Below are 16,383 nucleotides of genomic sequence, written 5' to 3' on the forward strand. Positions count from 1 at the left end.
AATGCTCAACTCTCAGACTCAGGCTATGCAAGATTCGCGCGCTTTATTCACCAACGGCCTCTAGACCATATCTCTGGTTGAGGATCTCAAAAGTGCCGACCCCATCAGTCTACGGTCGGCAGAGACGTAGACCTCGAGACGCCATGAGTCACAACAGATAGATCGAAGTCATCGATTTATTCGTCGACAGACAAACGTTCGTTCGTGATCAGATCGTGTCCTCGCTCCGCCACTTCGTCCGCCGGCACCGATTCTCGACGTTCGTCGCCCTCACGTTCGTCCTTACGTGGCTCCCGTGGCTGACGGTCGCGTGGATGCTGCGAACCGGTCGACCGCCGGTCGTGACCACACTCGTCCTGATCGGCGGCTTCGGGCCGTTCCTCGCGGCCGTGCTCGTCGCCGCAACCGGCGGTGACCTCCGGTCGTGGCTCGGAAACCTCGTCGACATCGGCGCACCACTGGGCGTCTGGGCGGCCGCCGTGTTGGTTCCGGTCGCGCTCTATGTCCTCGCGCTCGGTGTGTTCCTGCTCTTCGGTGGCGGATTCGACCGTGCAAACGTCCTGCCGGCAGCCGCGGTTCCAGCCGTCGTATTCGCGACGTTCATCAGAGGCGGGCTCGAGGAGCCCGGCTGGCGCGGGCTGGCACTCCCGGTTCTCCAGCGGTCCGTCGGGGCGTTCTGGGCGAGCATTGCCATTGGAGTGATCTGGGCACTCTGGCACGTGCCGCTGTTCTTGATGCCCGGAAGCTCACAGGCGGGAACGCCGTTCTGGCTGTATGCACTGGTCGTCATCGGCATCAGCGTCATCGCATCGTGGCTCTACAACGCCGCTGGCGGACGCGTATTGGTTCCGGTCGTCTTCCACACGCTCTCGAACGCCGTGTCCGTCACGACGGCCACTGGTGTGGTCGGTAACGACATCGTCTCGCAGATCGGTCTCCTGATAGTCGTCTGGCTCGTCGTAGCGGTCCTCGTCTGGCAGTACGGGACCGAGCGGCTCGCCTCGAAGCCCTTCCCCGACGGAGGCCTCGACTTCGTTTCGCTTGACGAGTCGAGAGAACTGAATTCCCTGGAGTGATGCATTCGGGGACGAGCAGACCTGACAGACCGAGGTCACCGATTCGTCGCCTGGCAGCTGTATCTGCTCCGCGGCCTCCCCCTGTAGAACTCCCCAGTACCAACATGGTTACCATAATGCCGATCCTCAGCCGGAGTATCGAGCCATGAGCCAGCAGTGGATTCGGGGTGTCGTGGACGCACGCCCCGTTGCAGCGTTTTTCTTCTTGGCGTATGCCTTCTCTTGGGTCGGATGGCTTCCGGTCGTTATCGGGATGGGGGAGCCGATTCGGACGCTCAGTTTCGTCGCCGGGGGATTCGGCCCCGCTCTCGCCGGCGCGGTGGTGACGTGGCTCGACGGCGAGTCCGTCAGGGCGTGGGCTCGACAGATCGTCCGCTGGCGGGTCGCACCGCGATGGTACCTCGCTGCATTCCTCCTCCCGCTGCTCGTCGTTGGCCTGGCAAGCGTGGCTATCGTCCTCCTCGGCACTACCGTCGACCCCACAGTACTCTCGGGACGGCTCTCGCTCGTGCTCGGGTCGTACGTGTTCGTCGCGTTGATCGGCGGGGGGAACGAGGAGCCGGGCTGGCGAGGGTTTGCCCTCCCGAGGCTCGAAGAGAGGTACGCGCCGGTCCCGGCCACACTTATTCTCGGTGTGGTCTGGGCGTTCTGGCACCTCCCCCAGCTGGTTGCGGATCCGAACGCCGTCTACAGCTTCGCGTGGCTCGTCGAGGAGATCCCTGGAATCATTCTTCGCGTCATCAATATCGTGGGGTTCGCGTTCCTCCTGACATGGATCTACAACAGAACCGAGAGCGTCCTGCTCGCTCTACTCCTGCACGCTGGGATCAACACGGCCAACAGCACGCTCGTCCCGCTTCCGATCGAGGCGATCACCGGCGAGAGCTTCATGACGGTGCTGATCGCCGTCGACATCGCGGTCTGGCTCGTTGCCATCGTACTAATTGTTGCTACCCGTGGACAGTTGGGATACGACACCTTCCGGAACCCTGGCGGTCGTCAGGAGGCCCGCTGACACCTCGACCTAGCTAGAACCGTCGCTGCACGTGACGGCGGAGTGAAGCGACCCGTCGGGGCGGATAACGATCTCGAGGTCGGTGGTGGCGGTATCAGATGAACACCGAGCCACGCCGGCGCCCCGAACAGTCTGGTGGCCACCGTCCTGAAGCACGAAGTACACCACCGTCACGTTCGCGGGAACGTCTTCGAGTGTCGTACCCACGCCTTCTTCCGGTCCCACCGTGAACTCTCTCGTCAGCCCCGTAGAGTCCGTCGTGGCGATCGCAGTCGCGTTTCTCAACCCATCCCGGGGGAGGGCGTCGAACGACGATACATCGAACCGGTGAGTCGAGCCGTTCTCGTATGTGACCTCGAGACCCTCGACCTCTGGGGGAATCGTGCTCACCCTGACGACGTGACTCTCGTTGTGATTGTTCGAGATCCCGATCGAAACGGTCTGCTGTGGCGCATCGGGTGATCCGCCCCCGGGAAGCGCTCCACAGCCCGCCAGCACGACGAGAGCCGCCACGGTTGCGTGGAGGATCCGTACCATACATTCAATCCCAGATGAAAGGTTAGAACCGCATCGATTCGAATTGATGGCTGGTCTGGACCTCGAGTAGTAGTCGGGTCCAACAGCCGAGTTACTCGGTCAGTGCGGGAGATCCTTCGCTACGGGGCGAGGGTCATCGGGGTCTCGGGTGATCTATGCTGACCTGAAAGATGGGCTGGTGGTGTCGAATTTGAAATAGTGGGGCGTGTATCTCCGGTATGGACGCAGACGAATTGACTCAATCAGTCTGGGACATCTCCAAGGACGAGTTTCCGGATGGATCCCCTCTCGGAGAACAGGCAAAGTTCCTGCTCCACTATGCGATTTTAGCCCCGTCAAGTCACAACTCTCAACCGTGGCGGTTCGCGGTTCGGGACGAAGCGATCGAAATTAGCTACGACGAGACACGATGGCTCGAAGTCGCCGACCAGGACAAGCGAGAGCTCTTCATCAGCATCGGCTGTGCCCTGGAAAATCTCTGTATTGCGGCCGAACACTTCAACATCGGCTACGAAATCACGTATCGTGCCGACGAGGACGACGACCTCGTCTCGACCGTCACACTCGAACGGGATAGCGAACCGTCGTCCAATCGACCACCGGAGTTGTTCGACGAACTCACAGAGCGATATACGAGTCACCAGTTGTTCGAAGACCAAGCACTCCCTCGGGAAGCGAGAGAACGGTTTCGTAGGGTAATCGAAACGGACGACGTGACGTTGTACCTGATCGACGACCCCGAGCAAAAGCGTTCGATCGGCGAGCTTCAAGCCGACGCGGACGAGGCACAGATGGCCGACCCGGCGTATCGGAAAGAACTGGGCTACTGGGTCGGGACGGGTGCGCTCGGAAGTTCGTGGCTCATGGCCCGGATCGGGCAGGCAGTCGTTTCTCACTTCGATCTCGGTGACCGGGAAGGCCGAAAGAACTCGAAACTCATCGAACGAGCGCCTGTCATTGCATTGCTGGCAACCCACGCAGACACCCCCACGGCACGAGTCAAGACCGGCCAGGTCTTCGAACGACTCGCCCTGCTCGCGAGTGCTGAAGACATCGCGGTCCATCCAATGAGTCAGGTCCTGGAACGGCCAGAAACGCGAACAGAACTCGCAGCTAGGACGGGCACTGGAGAGGAGATTCCCCAACATCTGTTTCGTCTAGGGCATGTCGAAGAAGAGCGGACACACACTCCACGATGGCCACTCGAAGCGGTATCCTCGACGGAACAATAGAGAGTGGTTCTGTTACCACCCTCAATAATGCCTTGAGAATTTATCACCTCCAATCGGGTAGAGGGCGGATCAGTAGATCCGCGCCCCCCACAGGTGCTTCAGGATGGCCGTGACCGATTCATCGACGACTCCGGATAGTGAGAACGAACACCAGGACCAGGGTGATGTCCGCGCCAAGCGGGCTCGAGAGGACGACATGGACGTTGCGCTAGTTCACCGAGGCGGCTGCTACGAAGTCGACTCGGCATCGGGCAACACGTATGAAGTCGATCTGCTGGACGAGACGTGTACGTGTCCCGACCATCAGAATCCAGAGACTCCGACGCCGTGTAAGCACCTCCAACGGGTCCAGCTTGAACTCGATGCAGGACTGATTCCCCGCCCCGACGGACGACTGCCTGAGATAGCACTATCGGAGCACTCTCTGGACGACAAGTCAGGTGCTCATCTCATGGCAACACTCGGAACCAGGATTCGGGAGCGAGAAGAGCGAATCGCCACGCTCCAGGCGGAGATTCAGGCGCTCCAGTTCGTCTGTGATGTCGTCGACGCGGTCGGGGATGGTGAGGAGTTCGAACTCAAACAAATCTTGTCCGATGAGTACGGTCCAGCGAGCCGGCTGTGACGACGTCCTCACTGGAATTCCGGAGTTACCCCACGTGGCGCACCCGTTCCTTCTTCGTGGGGTAACTACAACTGAATGCGCTGACGCGGGGTGCTGGCACTACTCGTCAAGTGCCCGTTCCAGTCGCTCTCGCCGCTCAATGACGTTCTGCTCGCGGTAGGATTGGTGGGTAGTCTCGATCGACTCGTGGCGAAGGAGCTCCTGAGCGAGTTCGGCGTCCCGTGCGTAGAGGTCACTCCCCAGTCCACGTCGGCCACCGTGTGGCTTGAGATACTCGCCGTCGATATCGACATCGGCAGCGTCACAGAGGCGCTTCATCAGGGATCGTGCTCCGTTCTTCGAGAGCGCCGGCGGTGCGATCCTGTGGTCCCGGAGGACCTCCATCGACGTGGAGGCAGCCAGCGTCGTCTCAATGTCGTCCGCGCTCCACCCCTGGGCTGCGAGGCCCTGCTTGGCAGCCTTCGCGAGCGAGGCGTGATGCCGTGTCGGAAACACCGGCCAGTCCCCGGTCGCCGGGTCGAGCACCTTTCGGTACCGCTCAAGGCTCTCGACAACGCGATCAGTAAGAGGGATCGGCTGGCGTTCCCGTGTCTTGCCGAAGACGGTAGCAATCCCCTTTTCGAGGTCGACATCGCGCCAACGGAGGCCGTTCCGATGCTCGTCGCGAGGATCGGCGAACAGCTCCGCTCCACGGGCACCCGTGAGGGCGAGCATCGTTACGAGAGCTCGGTCCCGGAAAGCCCGCTCGCGGTCGTCTGCCGACTCGTCGAGCGCGTCGTGCGCCCGTTCGCCGACGAACTCCAGCAGCGCCTCGCGGGCCTCGGCCGACCAGAACTGTCTGTCGTGGTCGCCGTGATGCTCCGGAAGCGCCTCCTTCACACGGTTCGGTCTAGCCGGGTTCGACTCGATTCGCTCGTCGTCGACGCACCAGCCGAGGAACGCTCGGACGATGGTAAAGTACGGGCCGTTTGCGTGGGCTGACGCGGCCGAGAGAGAGTCATCGTCGTCCTGAGCGCGCTCGCGGAGGTGCTGTGCGTATCGACGGCAGTCGAGGACCTCCAGGTTCTCGAGAGTCGTGACTCCGCGCTGGTCCTCCAGATACGTCTTGAACGCGTCCAGGACGAGCCGGTTGTTCGCCCGGTAGTTGCCGGAGTCGAGGCTGGCCAGTCGCGCCTCGATGGCGGCGTCGAGGTCGGTCTCGGTGGTCGAACCCCCAGGTTCAGCGGCTGTCATCGGGTTGGAGTCGCAGACGGCGGGCACCCACTTCAATTTACTGCGTCTTTTAAGTCAAAGATACAGTAAACTTTATTTGCCGCTAATCACCTGATTCCACGGGATAGATGGGCTGTATCGCCAATATCCCCAGTCATAAACTATATATCGCTATACAGATTATCTGGCGATTGGAAGTTGAGACTACAACGGGTATAGCAGGGCTGTAATGCGTGGATTTTGCCGATTTGGTCAGCGGAAACCACCTCAATTCTCTCTCCAAGCGGCCATTCTTGTCACACTTCCAATGGTAAGGGCGAATTTTCGAGACATCCAACAGTGTAACCACTCAGACTGCGCGCTAACCCAGACTGAGTGTCTCTCTATCCGATTCCAGTCTCCTTCTTCAGCAGCGTCAGTGTGTTATCTGCCGTCACCATCGGCGAGTGCTCGTACTCACCGGTCAACGCGACCTGGACGAGCAAGTCGACGGCTCGCCAGATCGAGTACAGCAGGCACGCGAACGCGAAGTAGAAGAAACGAAGCCCGAAATTCTTCGACGTGGTAGCAGCCATGAACCGCTTTATCGATCTGTACCCGCTCTCGATTTCCCACCGATACCCGTACTCAGTGAGGTGCCCACTCCCACAATTCGTCATGAACACCGAGTACTGCCGGTGGTCGTCGTGCTCGGAGTCCTCTTTCCGTCGGTAGATCAGCGTCGTCTCGTGCCATTCGTTCCTCCCGAGGTGAAGCCCGCGGTCGGTCTCGTATCGATCCCGATCTCGTTGGAGCAATCGATTCGCCTGTGCCTTCTCGCTGGTCTGCATCCGTTTCGGGACGACGTAAGACAGCCCGCGCTGGCTGATCATCTCCAGAACGTGCTGGCTATCAAATTCCCGGTCCATCAGCACGTTATCGACGTGAACGAGGTCCTCAGCTGAATCGAGCAAGTCCTCGACGATTTCCAGTCGAGTCTCCCCCTTTCGGACGGGGCGCGCGTCCAGCACGATAGGGACGGCATTGCCGACCAACTGGACCGTCGCCCACTGGTAGGCATACTCGTCGGTCTTCTCCTTCGTGCCGATGATCTCGTCTTCGTGCCCAGTCCTATCACCAGTGAAGGGATCAGCTTCGGTAATGTCGATTGCAACAATCCCAGCTCGGAAGAACTGCTCTGTCTCCGAAACTTCGTTCAGAAGTCTTCCGATGGCCTGTCGGTACATCTCTCGGATCTCCGCAATTGAGAGGTCACGAACTTGCTCGCGATGGGCGTGCCCTAACGGTGTCCGCTCACGAGTTGACTCGTAGGTGAAGCTCCGAGCGCCCTCGTTGGCCGCGAGGCGCTCACGAAGTCCGAGATACGTCTGTAAGTCCCAGTAAGCGTTCTCGTGAATCTCACAGCCCTCACCTCGATCCAGTGAGAATGCCGGGAAGACAACACGACTGACGTGCTCCGTAATTGTTGCCGCTTCGTCAAGGACAGCTTGATCGTCTGGGTCCGATTCGTCCTCTTCGTCACCGTAGGATGGAAGACGCCGTTCTGGTTCGCGTGGGACGGCAACACCCGTGTCCTGGGCTTTGATGAGGATGGTCCGCGCAGCTGTTTCGACGGTACTGCGAAGCTCGGCAGTGAACCGTTCGTGCCAACTGCGCCATAGCGTCGACTGGTTCGGTAGACTCTCCAAGCCTAACTGCTTGCGGAGTGCCGGGCGACACTCGAGATACTCGATCAGCGCTGTTTCGTGTTCCCACCCATGACACTCCTTCAGTATAAATACGCGAAAGAGCGTATCCATCTCGTAGCGAGTCGACCCTGCGTAGCGGTCGTGAGGGCTGAATTTAACGTACGCTAGCGGGAGCGAATAGACGAAGTTCTCGACTGACTCGTGGTGGTCGTGTTTGAACCACGTCTGTGAGACAGTCCGAATATCTGATTCCAGTCCGGCAAGCGAGGACCGATCGTACAGCGGTGTCGAATCGTACACTGGCCACTCAGCATACGGTCGCTGTGCGATTTGCCGAAAGACAGTCCGGTGAGAGTCCTGGGTCACAGCCACTACGGGATGCTGGCCCCGAGACGTTCAAGAATCCGATGTATAGTTATTAGTCGCTCGCGTGATATCCGTCCGCGGAATGGGTTCCTGTGATAATCAGCACGACCGTCGAACGTTCCTCTGCGGTGTTGGCCCGCTACTGCTGGGACTCGGACTCGCTCGTTGTACTTGGTGGTGGAGATGAAGACGACGGCGGAGACAGGGGAAGAGGGCGAAGACGAAGGGGAAGTCGAGAACCTTCGCCGACCGGAGCTGAGAAACACTCCTTCAGTATTTTGCAGGATTGGTGAGATTTCCATCAGAGTTTGGACAACTTCAGTTCCAGACTCAAGCTATCAGGAGAGAACCCACCGAGATGAATATAAGACCTAATGCGTAGAAGATAATGTATCGGTCCCATCTAGTATTCTTTCGTTGATCGATATTCCGATCCACCACTGCAGATTCGATTCTCCCCCTATGCGAAGGACCTCCGACACCGCTTGTACGAACATTTCCCGCACCTCCAACAAAGAGAAGCAGAAGAAGACCAACCAAGAACAATATAAACGAACTATCGAATCCGAATATGAACACAACACCGGTAAAGGTGATTGCCGCTAGAACGATCCCAGAAATTGCCGAACGAACGAGTTTCTTATTCACTGATCTCCGAAATCTCATTGCCAGATGACTCCGCTGGTTCTACTATCTCGTCTGTTCCTTCCGAACTATGATTAATGTTTTCGTATTTTTGTTCTCCCCAAAAGGTAGACATCCGAGAACTATTTTGAATTAGTCCACATACGCCGTTATTACTGAAAATTATTATATTCATCTGCTTATTCCTATCCGCATCTTCATATACTCCGAAACCATATGGAGGAATATTGGTAGCGTCTGTAATCAGAGTAGATTCTTCAATACAACGCTCATCTTCAAACTGCCTCAAAGACTGGATTCCTTCTGGCGGGAGAATAAGCTCTAATGATGAGTCCTCATCGCTAACAAACTGATGAAGATTATCGTATATTCGATAGGTGAGGACTGGGAGTACCAAATGCAGCGACAAGATTGATTCAATCATCTCAAACAGCTTCTTTGCCGGAAGGTCAGGAATTGACTCCGTAGGGACAAATATCTCAGAATCATAAAGTACATTCGGAGGAACCTGCCCAGAGCTATGAATGTCATTTCGGATATCCCATAGCTCTAATGATTTTTTTATAACATCATGGTAGTAGATACAAGTCTGATAGATGAACCGGCCATAGGGATTGAGAGTGTATTGGCTATCATTTTTATTCATCAAACCATATTGTTCTAATTCACGCAAGGCACGATCAACAGTTGAACGTGAGACATCCAGTTGATCAACTAATTGTGGTTTTGTATACGAATCAGTGGAAATCAGCTGGATAATACTTTGACGTTGAATAACTATACTAAGCACTTCTTCCGAGGAGGGCTCCACACGTCGGGGAAACATATTGGATAAATATCACTACAACAACTTATTTGTTCATACAATTAGGATATTTCAGACATGATAATTCTATCACTCCATGAGAGATCTTGTAGTATCTGATTATTCGTTCATGTATCCTCTCTAGAACCAGATTGAGGAACAATCCCAGATCTACAGATACTCGGCCGCTAACACGAGAATTCAGGTCTGAGAATCAAATAGTCAATCAGAGTTAAATTTAATAATAATTACATGAAAGTCTACCCTTCCCCTCACCCTAATCGATGTCTCGTAAAGACCACGAGAGATCGATCGAGGCGTATCGAGAAAGAATATCCAAGGCGATCGGTAGTGGAGGAGGATGTGCAGAAGCCTGGGAAGCCTCACAAGAACAGCGTAATTCAGAAGAGTCCAATCTCAAACGTCGCGAGGTCCTAGAAAAAAGCGCGAAGGCGAGTGCAGGTGGCTTCGCACTAAGTTCTCTCGTGCCCTCTACGGGGGCAAAGATCGCAGACTCACCGCAGTTGGAAACTCAGCTGAATAAAAAAGTCCAAGAGTACAATTCTATGGATGCAGTGGTTGGCGTCCTCGAAGCCAACCTGCAACCAATTCTGGATAGGCTATACGAGGAAGGCCATCTCACCACACGTTCCGCGGTGGAAATGGTCGAAGAACCGTCGCTAGAGACGACCAGTAACACCTTCGTCGAAGCTAACCTTGTTGGAGGAAAAGATGGCCAAAGTGACGTGGGGCTTCCAACAGCATCGGTTCAAGTCAATGCACCTTCTGCGGGCGAAAAGGAAGTCGTCCTCCGCGCACTTCCAGCTGTTGACTCCTACTATGCATTACTAAAAAATCCAGAAGAGCAGGCAGTTCAGACATATGAACTCGTCGAAGCAGATGGGAGCATATACGCCCAATACACAGACTGCTGCTTCAAAAACGATATCTGCTATCTCGGATGTGGGGGGCAAGGATGTTACTGCAACCAGTATACAGTGTATTGTTGCTCCGGATCCTGTACAGAGTGTAGATATGAATTGAACCGGGTGAATTGGTGTAGTGCATGTGGTTCAGACGGTCCATGCAAGGGTAACAATTGTGGGAATTAGAAGGTAGACATCTTCTACATCACACTACGCTTCCTTATTCTTCCTACCATATGCATTGAAACAGTTGGTCTCAACTACTGTCTGGCGATAATCCAACGTCTGGCGGAACAGATATTCTCAATGCCTGCTTCTCAATGAATGGTGACCCTACTATTACCCCGGAAAAGGTACTATGTGCCCTCCTTGATTCGCGGGGTCAGGCGGCTGTAGTCTCAGGGAATCAGGGCGGACATCCCACCAGAATCCGAGCGCTCGAAGCCCTTCGAGAAGGAGCCCTCTCCGTAGCAGCTCTCGCCAAGCGAATCGAAGTGTCCCGACAGACAGCGTATCGTGCTCTGGATCCAGGTCGAAAGGCAGGATTCATTCGATCTTTGGAGGGTGGATTTTCACTCAGTTGCTCGGGAGGTGCAGTGCTACAAATGTATCACGATCTCTGCAGGGAAATCGATAGAGAGGCCCTCGTTCAACTCGCGCGGTCCAAACACAAGCGGTGGATTCTCCAGACGCTGGAAACCGTCCCCGCCCGGAAAGCGACCCTTGCATCGACAGGTCAACAGCAAGGCGGTCCATCCAGGACGACAGTTCACAGAATCATCGACGCCTTCGTCGCAGACGGCTACGTCCTCGAACGGGGTGGGGCGTACGAGGTAACTGAGATGGGGCGTCTGCTGCTCAGTTCCTATACCGAATTCAGGACCGTGATCGCCCAAGCGCTCGATAAGCGCGAATTTCTACGATGGTTGCCCGCCGATCTCGAGTCGTTTCCCGTCGATGCGCTGGCCGACTCAAAGGTCATCAGAAACACACCGAAACAGCCTCACAACGTATTGAGCGCGTTCACCCGTATCGCTGAGACGAATTTCGGCAGGTTCCGGGGGATTACCACCATTATGAGTCCGACGCTCGCCAACGCTTATTATCCAGTTCTCAGCAGTAAGACCCAGGTGAGCGTCGTTTTTCCCGATGAGATCCTAGCCCAGCTTCATGCGGATCACGAGTTCATCGATTTCGTGAAAGAACACGGGTTTGAATCGTACATCAGAGACGGTCAGCCAGCACAGGATTCAGAGTTCATGTTTGTCCCTGAGCCGCTCCCCGTCCATCTCGCGATTTGTGACGACACCCGAGTAATACTCGCACCGTCACCGTCGACCGGAGTTCCCGAATCTTCTGCCTCGGCCATCGACTCGACTGACCCCGGCATCGTCGAGTGGGCTGCCACCTTCTTCGAGTCGTTCCGTGACAAAGGTCGTCCACCCGTCCGCGCACTCCTTGAACAGAAGATGGCCCAAGGGTCAGACCCACAACGAAGGGCTGGAGACTAGCGATACAGCGCTCAACGGCAGACGTGAATCACGTTCGCGTCGAATCAAGAAAGCTCTCCAGGTAGCCTCCTATTTGGATCACTTTGTGTTGTTTACTATCGAACTGATAGCTTGTTCCATGACTCGTTACGCCGTTTAGGGAGATGGATAATTCAGGTCACTTTCCGTGTAAGTACTCATGGCCGAACGTAGCACAAATTCTACCCCGGCCAGGAACGGGAACTCCCCCGCTCAGGGTAACAGCCGCCATTCGACTCACGACCATAGATTGGATGCGTCCGACGAGATAGGTGTTACTGATGGATATATCGTCGTGTTCTCAGTCGGCTGGGTCGTTCGAGGAGCAAAGACTGGACAGGACGCCATCAACATCGCCGTCAGTGAAGTAGGGAAACGAGTCGGATCGACGGGCAATCAGGTCCGTACTGTCGACATCAGCGTTCAGCGGATCGGGTGTAACAGCTGTGGAATCGGTTCAGATGCGCTCCTCCTAGTCTCAGAAACCGCACTCGTTGGCCTGTTTCTCGAGATTGAAGTTGATGCCGAGGATTCAGAGACTGCCGAAAAAATCGCCCGGCGTGAAGTCGGACCGCACCTCCACAACACTCCGCTCACGTCCGTCGACATCGCACCAGCAGACTGATCTGAGACGTCCAATCAATCGGCCCTGAACCTTCGAATCCACTCCCGTATAGCAGTTAGAGCAGCTATTCAGTAGGCTTGTCCATAGCTATTGTATCGTCCACCCGTAGTGATCACTCGTCTAGACCATCCATAATGACTACTAGCAGCGGTTACTAAGAATGGTGACTAAGAGTGATTGGTCAGCATTCTCAATCATTCTTAGTAGTAAGTCCTAGTGGTAGGCCCAACCGTCTGGACGAAGTAATTTGTCTGACGGAACTTTATGAGCGACTGTGCTGAATGCTCGGACATGCAAGCCTATACCGTCTACAATCAGTCGGGCGGCCAAGGAAAAACCACAGTCGCTCGCGATCTCGCAGCGGCCCATGCCGAGATCGGTCAGCGTGTGTTGCTGATCGATATGGACGCACAGAATGGTAGCCTCAGCAATTACCTCGGGGTCGACGATAACAAACGCAATCCAGAGGCCGATGATCTCACCTTCCACCTCGTCGAGCAGGGACAGGGAGAGTTCAGCGATCTAATCCGCACGGCAGAGCCCAACGTCGACGTTCTCCCATCACATAAGCGGCTCAACCGCGTCGACGAGTTTCTGGACTCCCACGAGAATTATATTGGGCAGACGAAGCCTGACGACTGGGAGTATCCCCGATACGAACGGCTCCTGAGTGTTCTTCGGGACAACGACGTCCCAAACGAGTACGACGTGGTGATCATCGACCCGAACGCGAAGGCCGATACCGTATATTACATGGCGCTATACGCTACCCGAAACGTAGTCATTCCCGCCGTACCGACCAGGTCCGGCTACGAGAGCATCGATGGGGTTGCCGACAGCGCACAGGGCTTCGCTGAGAATCAGGACATCAACATCGGACGTACAGCGGTTATCCCCACAATGGTCGATACCCGGAAGGGCGATCACAAGGACTATGCCCAGAAACTGCGCGACGAGTACGACGCACCGGTCTATTTCAAATCGCTGAGTGCCTTCGAATCGGCCGAAGAACAGTACGTCTCCGTGTTCCGCCTATTCAGTGAACACCGGAGCCGTATCCGAAAATCAGAGCAGAACATCCTACCGAAGTATCGGACACTGGTCGCGACGATCTGTGCCACGTTCGGCAACCCGCTTGCGGAGGACGCATGGGACGGCGAGGAGATATTCACTGGTGACGACTTCTGGGGGACGTCGAAATTCCATTTGCAGACGCTGATGTCGCTGATGACGCAGTCGATCAAACCGTGGGGGTGAACTGAGATGGGTGGCTCCTTCGAATCCGGCGCCGGTGACGACCCTAACGATCTGTTCGCGAACAACGACGCTGACGAAGAAGAGATCACTAACGAGACAGATGTCCTATCGGAGCCAGCCGACGAGGAAGAAAACGAGGAGCAGGGCACGGCAGCCGCAGCCAGCGGAGAAAGCGAGACCACAGAGGCCAGCATTGAACCAGCGAGGGAAGAGGATGCCTCCAGTGAACCCAGATCGGCGGTGATGCTCAATATCGATTCACCGGGAGAACTCGATGCGGCTCGCCTTGCTCGCGAATTCGTCCCCGATACTTACGACAAGCCCCATGCTTGGGCTCTCGGGCGTGACGGAGTAAATGATGGACGGGCTGAGAAGAAGACCTTCTTCTTGCAGTCGAGCGTACTCGATCTCGAGGCAGCCTGCTCGCAGGAGGTCAACGAGATCCTTGACGGTGATGTCCCTCTGACCGATCTCCGAGAGTTAGCACTCATTCTTGCTTATCACCAGCCTGAATTGCTGCGGAAGCAGCTCGTGAATGGGGATCAGAAAGCGCCTAACTGCGTTCCTACACCAATCCGGGTTCTATCGATCTGAACCTGATGCGGTCGAAATTGAATGATGGATCTGGAGAACCCACGGACGTCAAAGTCGGATACGTGCATACGATAAGACGCAGGAGAAGTTCAATCGGGACACGAATTTTGGCGACTTCGCCTGACCGAAAGAGGTCCGGACATTCGAGGAGGAGGAGGCTTGCGACCGTTCAGTCCTCGGCAGGGAACCGACCAACATCGGCGAATCGGACGGTCGGACCCGTCCAGTTCCCGTCCTCGTCGTAGTGGAGGTTGACGTTCCATCCGAGCTCCTGCCAGATCTCAGTAAGTGGGTCCCTCAGCGAATCGGTTACGTCAGCTTCCGCCAGAGGGATTTCAGCCAGGTCGGTCGTGTACCGGTCCGTCCGCAACGGCTGCTGCACCGGCGGACCCGATATCCGGGTTTCGTAGGCGATGGTCGCACCTTCCGCATCCAGTAGGCTGATGAAGCAGAATACGGTGCCGGTCACACCCATCTCTTTCAACGCGCGGATCCCGGCCTGTACCGCGGTGCCCGCCTTACAGTCCAGCGATTTGTCGGTGTCCCGCGCGTTGTTCAACAGGAGGCCGTCTTGCTCGTCCTCGCGGAACACCCACGTATCCACCGCCTCGTATAACCCGTCCTTCCGGAGGTACGTGTAGGACTTGTACGGCTGCCGCATCCGTCCGCCCGCGTTCAGCTTCCCCTTCCCCACGGTCTCGGTACCAGGATGGACGTTCAGCTTCCCCATCTGGGGCAGTCCGGGGAGGTCGTCGGAGCGTTGGACGTAGTTCCCGCTGAACACGCCGTTCGGGATCAGGTGGACGGTCGCTGTCGGACCGTCCTCCAAATCTGTGGCCACGCCGTCCCGGTTCGAGATTAGGTCCAGGCGATCATCCCGCAAGTTGATAATCTGGTCAAGGTGGTCGTCGTTCCGCTTCGGATTGAAGCCGAAGTGCCGTTCAGCGAGATCCGGTCGTTCGTGTCCGGTGATGCCGATGATGTGCCGCCTGTGCAGGATCTTCAAGTCCCAGCCGTACTCCTCCTCGATCTCCGCCTCCATGTCCAGTTCCTGCTGACCGGTCACGCGCTGGTTCGTCACGAACACCAGGAGGTCAAAGGACTCGCCCTGCTCCTCCTCGAGTTCCTCAACGCTCTCGGCGTCGTCGCGCAGCTTCCCGCGCCAGTTGTTGTCGACGCTGGCGTGGCCTATTCCGTTCCTGCCGTTGATCTCGATGCGAGCATCCCAGCCGCCGTCGGTTCCGATGACGCCGCTTTCGTGGACGTTGTAGCCTTCGTTCCGCAGTATCTCCCCGGCGATCTTCTCGAAGGTTGTTCCGTCGACGGTGTCGACGGCCCACTCGAGTTTATCCATGGCCAGTGTTCACTGCGGTTGATAAATAACCGTTCGCTCAGCGGCCGCCATTTCTCAAGGTTCGATACGTGTCAATCGGGCCGGATCGGTACCGCTAACGTTTCACCGAGACCGGATGGCTACGGCCGAAAACGTTCATTTCGCTAATTCACGCAGTAGTGTTCAGATAAGCTGGTTCCATGCGAAGGCGAACGATCTGAGCCACTCGTTTGCAGTTTCTGCTTCGGCGTTGCTAAAACAGTTCGAGAAACTGGTAGTTCTGCGTTTTACCTCACGAAAGACACGTTCGATGCTGTTCCGATTTCCGTGGCGTTCGTATCTGAAATCGAGGCCGTGGCGACGGCAAGCGTTGTTCAGCGGTGTCGCGCCATCGACGAGAAACACGGCATCGTCAACGTCGTGTTTCTCCCGTAATTCACTGAAGAACGAGTAAGCGATGACGTTAGTTCTCGTCGGCTCAAGCTTTGTATGTAGTAATTTGTTTGTCTCTGGATCGACCGCGGCGTACAGCCAATACTGCTCGTCGTTGAGTCGGATCACCGTTTCATCAACCGCAACGTGATCCGGGCTTCGACCCTCTTCGGGCTGTAGATCGGCCTTGTGGACCCAGTTGTGAACGGTGGATCGTGCCCGTTCAACACCAAATATCTCAAGAATAGAGACAGTATTCGAAAGTGATAATCCAGCAAGATGGAGCTGAATACTGAGCTTCATCAACAGCCGCGGTGTTGCCTCTCGTTCCACAAAACCTAACTCAATTCGGTCGATACAACCGTTGAGGCTAGCGTTTTCGGGCATGAACAACTTAGAAAACGCTACGCCTCACCTTTCAATCCTTATCTGAACACGAGGATTCACGCGAGGCTAGCATTTTTAATGTCCGCTGTCAAGTTACTA

15 protein-coding genes are annotated in these 16,383 nt (G+C 56.0%); 9 read left to right on the forward strand and 6 right to left on the reverse strand.

Annotation, left to right across the window (positions count from 1 at the left end):
- The first annotated feature begins 215 nt into the window (after positions 1–215).
- Together V8686_RS17255 and V8686_RS17260 are read left to right on the forward strand one after the other, a co-directional pair.
- Positions 216–1,076 carry a type II CAAX endopeptidase family protein gene (locus tag V8686_RS17255; RefSeq protein ID WP_340696197.1) on the forward strand — a complete coding sequence of 287 codons (861 nt, stop codon included), beginning with the start codon at positions 216–218 and terminating at the stop codon, positions 1,074–1,076.
- 145 nt (positions 1,077–1,221) lie between these two features.
- Complete coding sequence (locus V8686_RS17260) at positions 1,222–2,091, forward strand: CPBP family intramembrane glutamic endopeptidase (protein ID WP_340696198.1); 870 nt, start codon at positions 1,222–1,224, stop codon at positions 2,089–2,091.
- 9 nt (positions 2,092–2,100) lie between these two features.
- Here V8686_RS17260 and V8686_RS17265 read toward each other — a convergent pair whose 3' ends face one another.
- On the reverse strand, positions 2,101–2,628 hold the full coding sequence (locus V8686_RS17265) for a hypothetical protein (protein WP_340696199.1): 528 nt from the start codon (positions 2,626–2,628) through the stop codon (positions 2,101–2,103).
- Positions 2,629–2,846: 218 nt separating this feature from the next.
- Between V8686_RS17265 and V8686_RS17270 the strand changes: the two genes are divergently transcribed.
- Positions 2,847–3,860: an Acg family FMN-binding oxidoreductase gene (locus V8686_RS17270; protein WP_340696200.1), complete on the forward strand. Its 1,014-nt coding sequence runs from the start codon at positions 2,847–2,849 to the stop codon at positions 3,858–3,860.
- Between the two features lie 103 nt (positions 3,861–3,963).
- Complete coding sequence (locus tag V8686_RS17275) at positions 3,964–4,485, forward strand: hypothetical protein (RefSeq protein ID WP_340696201.1); 522 nt, start codon at positions 3,964–3,966, stop codon at positions 4,483–4,485.
- Positions 4,486–4,584: 99 nt separating this feature from the next.
- Here the strand turns inward: V8686_RS17275 and V8686_RS17280 are convergent, their stop codons facing one another.
- From V8686_RS17280 to V8686_RS17290, 3 genes are all read right to left on the reverse strand, one after another.
- A complete protein-coding gene (locus V8686_RS17280) occupies positions 4,585–5,718 on the reverse strand; it encodes a tyrosine-type recombinase/integrase (protein WP_379706927.1) in 1,134 nt (377 codons plus the stop codon).
- Between the two features lie 362 nt (positions 5,719–6,080).
- Entirely contained in the window at positions 6,081–7,757 is a 1,677-nt protein-coding gene (locus V8686_RS17285) for a transposase (RefSeq protein WP_121921933.1), read from the reverse strand.
- 634 nt (positions 7,758–8,391) lie between these two features.
- Entirely contained in the window at positions 8,392–9,207 is an 816-nt protein-coding gene (locus V8686_RS17290) for an HTH domain-containing protein (protein WP_340696203.1), read from the reverse strand.
- A 278-nt stretch (positions 9,208–9,485) separates the two neighbouring features.
- Here V8686_RS17290 and V8686_RS17295 point away from each other — a divergent pair, with 278 nt between their 5' ends.
- The 5 genes from V8686_RS17295 (at position 9,486) to V8686_RS17315 (ending at position 14,132) form a co-directional block, all read left to right on the forward strand.
- The gene (locus tag V8686_RS17295; protein ID WP_124897069.1) at positions 9,486–10,313 is read left to right on the forward strand and encodes a hypothetical protein; all 828 of its coding nucleotides are present in this window, start codon (positions 9,486–9,488) and stop codon (positions 10,311–10,313) included.
- 134 nt (positions 10,314–10,447) lie between these two features.
- Positions 10,448–11,638 carry a transcriptional regulator FilR1 domain-containing protein gene (locus V8686_RS17300; protein WP_458329471.1) on the forward strand — a complete coding sequence of 397 codons (1,191 nt, stop codon included), beginning with the start codon at positions 10,448–10,450 and terminating at the stop codon, positions 11,636–11,638.
- Positions 11,639–11,906: 268 nt separating this feature from the next.
- The gene (locus tag V8686_RS17305; protein ID WP_340696205.1) at positions 11,907–12,281 is read left to right on the forward strand and encodes a DUF555 domain-containing protein; all 375 of its coding nucleotides are present in this window, start codon (positions 11,907–11,909) and stop codon (positions 12,279–12,281) included.
- Between the two features lie 291 nt (positions 12,282–12,572).
- Entirely contained in the window at positions 12,573–13,538 is a 966-nt protein-coding gene (locus tag V8686_RS17310) for a ParA family protein (RefSeq protein ID WP_340696206.1), read from the forward strand.
- Positions 13,539–13,544: 6 nt separating this feature from the next.
- Complete coding sequence (locus tag V8686_RS17315; protein WP_340696207.1) at positions 13,545–14,132, forward strand: hypothetical protein; 588 nt, start codon at positions 13,545–13,547, stop codon at positions 14,130–14,132.
- Between the two features lie 169 nt (positions 14,133–14,301).
- On the opposite strand, the gene V8686_RS17320 is transcribed toward V8686_RS17315, so the two are convergent.
- Positions 14,302–15,486 (reverse strand): restriction endonuclease, encoded by a 1,185-nt coding sequence (locus V8686_RS17320; RefSeq protein ID WP_340696208.1) that lies wholly within the window; start codon positions 15,484–15,486, stop codon positions 14,302–14,304.
- Positions 15,487–15,648: 162 nt separating this feature from the next.
- Positions 15,649–16,284, reverse strand: coding sequence for an IS6 family transposase (locus V8686_RS17325; RefSeq protein ID WP_340696209.1), 636 nt, complete (start codon positions 16,282–16,284; stop codon positions 15,649–15,651).
- Positions 16,285–16,383 lie beyond the last annotated feature (99 nt).

This window comes from Haloplanus litoreus (assembly GCF_045690335.1).
GTDB lineage: Archaea > Halobacteriota > Halobacteria > Halobacteriales > Haloferacaceae > Haloplanus > Haloplanus litoreus.

Excerpts from the sequence above, each read along its gene's own strand:
- V8686_RS17260 (WP_340696198.1), top strand. The coding sequence starts at position 1,222 with ATGAGCCAGCAGTGGATTCGGGGTGTCGTGGACGCACGCCCCGTTGCA.
- V8686_RS17265 (WP_340696199.1), bottom strand. The coding sequence starts at position 2,628 with ATGGTACGGATCCTCCACGCAACCGTGGCGGCTCTCGTCGTGCTGGCG.
- V8686_RS17270 (WP_340696200.1), top strand. The coding sequence starts at position 2,847 with ATGGACGCAGACGAATTGACTCAATCAGTCTGGGACATCTCCAAGGAC.
- V8686_RS17275 (WP_340696201.1), top strand. The coding sequence starts at position 3,964 with ATGGCCGTGACCGATTCATCGACGACTCCGGATAGTGAGAACGAACAC.
- V8686_RS17280 (WP_379706927.1), bottom strand. The coding sequence starts at position 5,718 with ATGACAGCCGCTGAACCTGGGGGTTCGACCACCGAGACCGACCTCGAC.
- V8686_RS17295 (WP_124897069.1), top strand. The coding sequence starts at position 9,486 with ATGTCTCGTAAAGACCACGAGAGATCGATCGAGGCGTATCGAGAAAGA.
- V8686_RS17300 (WP_458329471.1), top strand. The coding sequence starts at position 10,448 with ATGAATGGTGACCCTACTATTACCCCGGAAAAGGTACTATGTGCCCTC.
- V8686_RS17310 (WP_340696206.1), top strand. The coding sequence starts at position 12,573 with ATGCAAGCCTATACCGTCTACAATCAGTCGGGCGGCCAAGGAAAAACC.
- V8686_RS17315 (WP_340696207.1), top strand. The coding sequence starts at position 13,545 with ATGGGTGGCTCCTTCGAATCCGGCGCCGGTGACGACCCTAACGATCTG.
- V8686_RS17320 (WP_340696208.1), bottom strand. The coding sequence starts at position 15,486 with ATGGATAAACTCGAGTGGGCCGTCGACACCGTCGACGGAACAACCTTC.
- V8686_RS17325 (WP_340696209.1), bottom strand. The coding sequence starts at position 16,284 with ATGCCCGAAAACGCTAGCCTCAACGGTTGTATCGACCGAATTGAGTTA.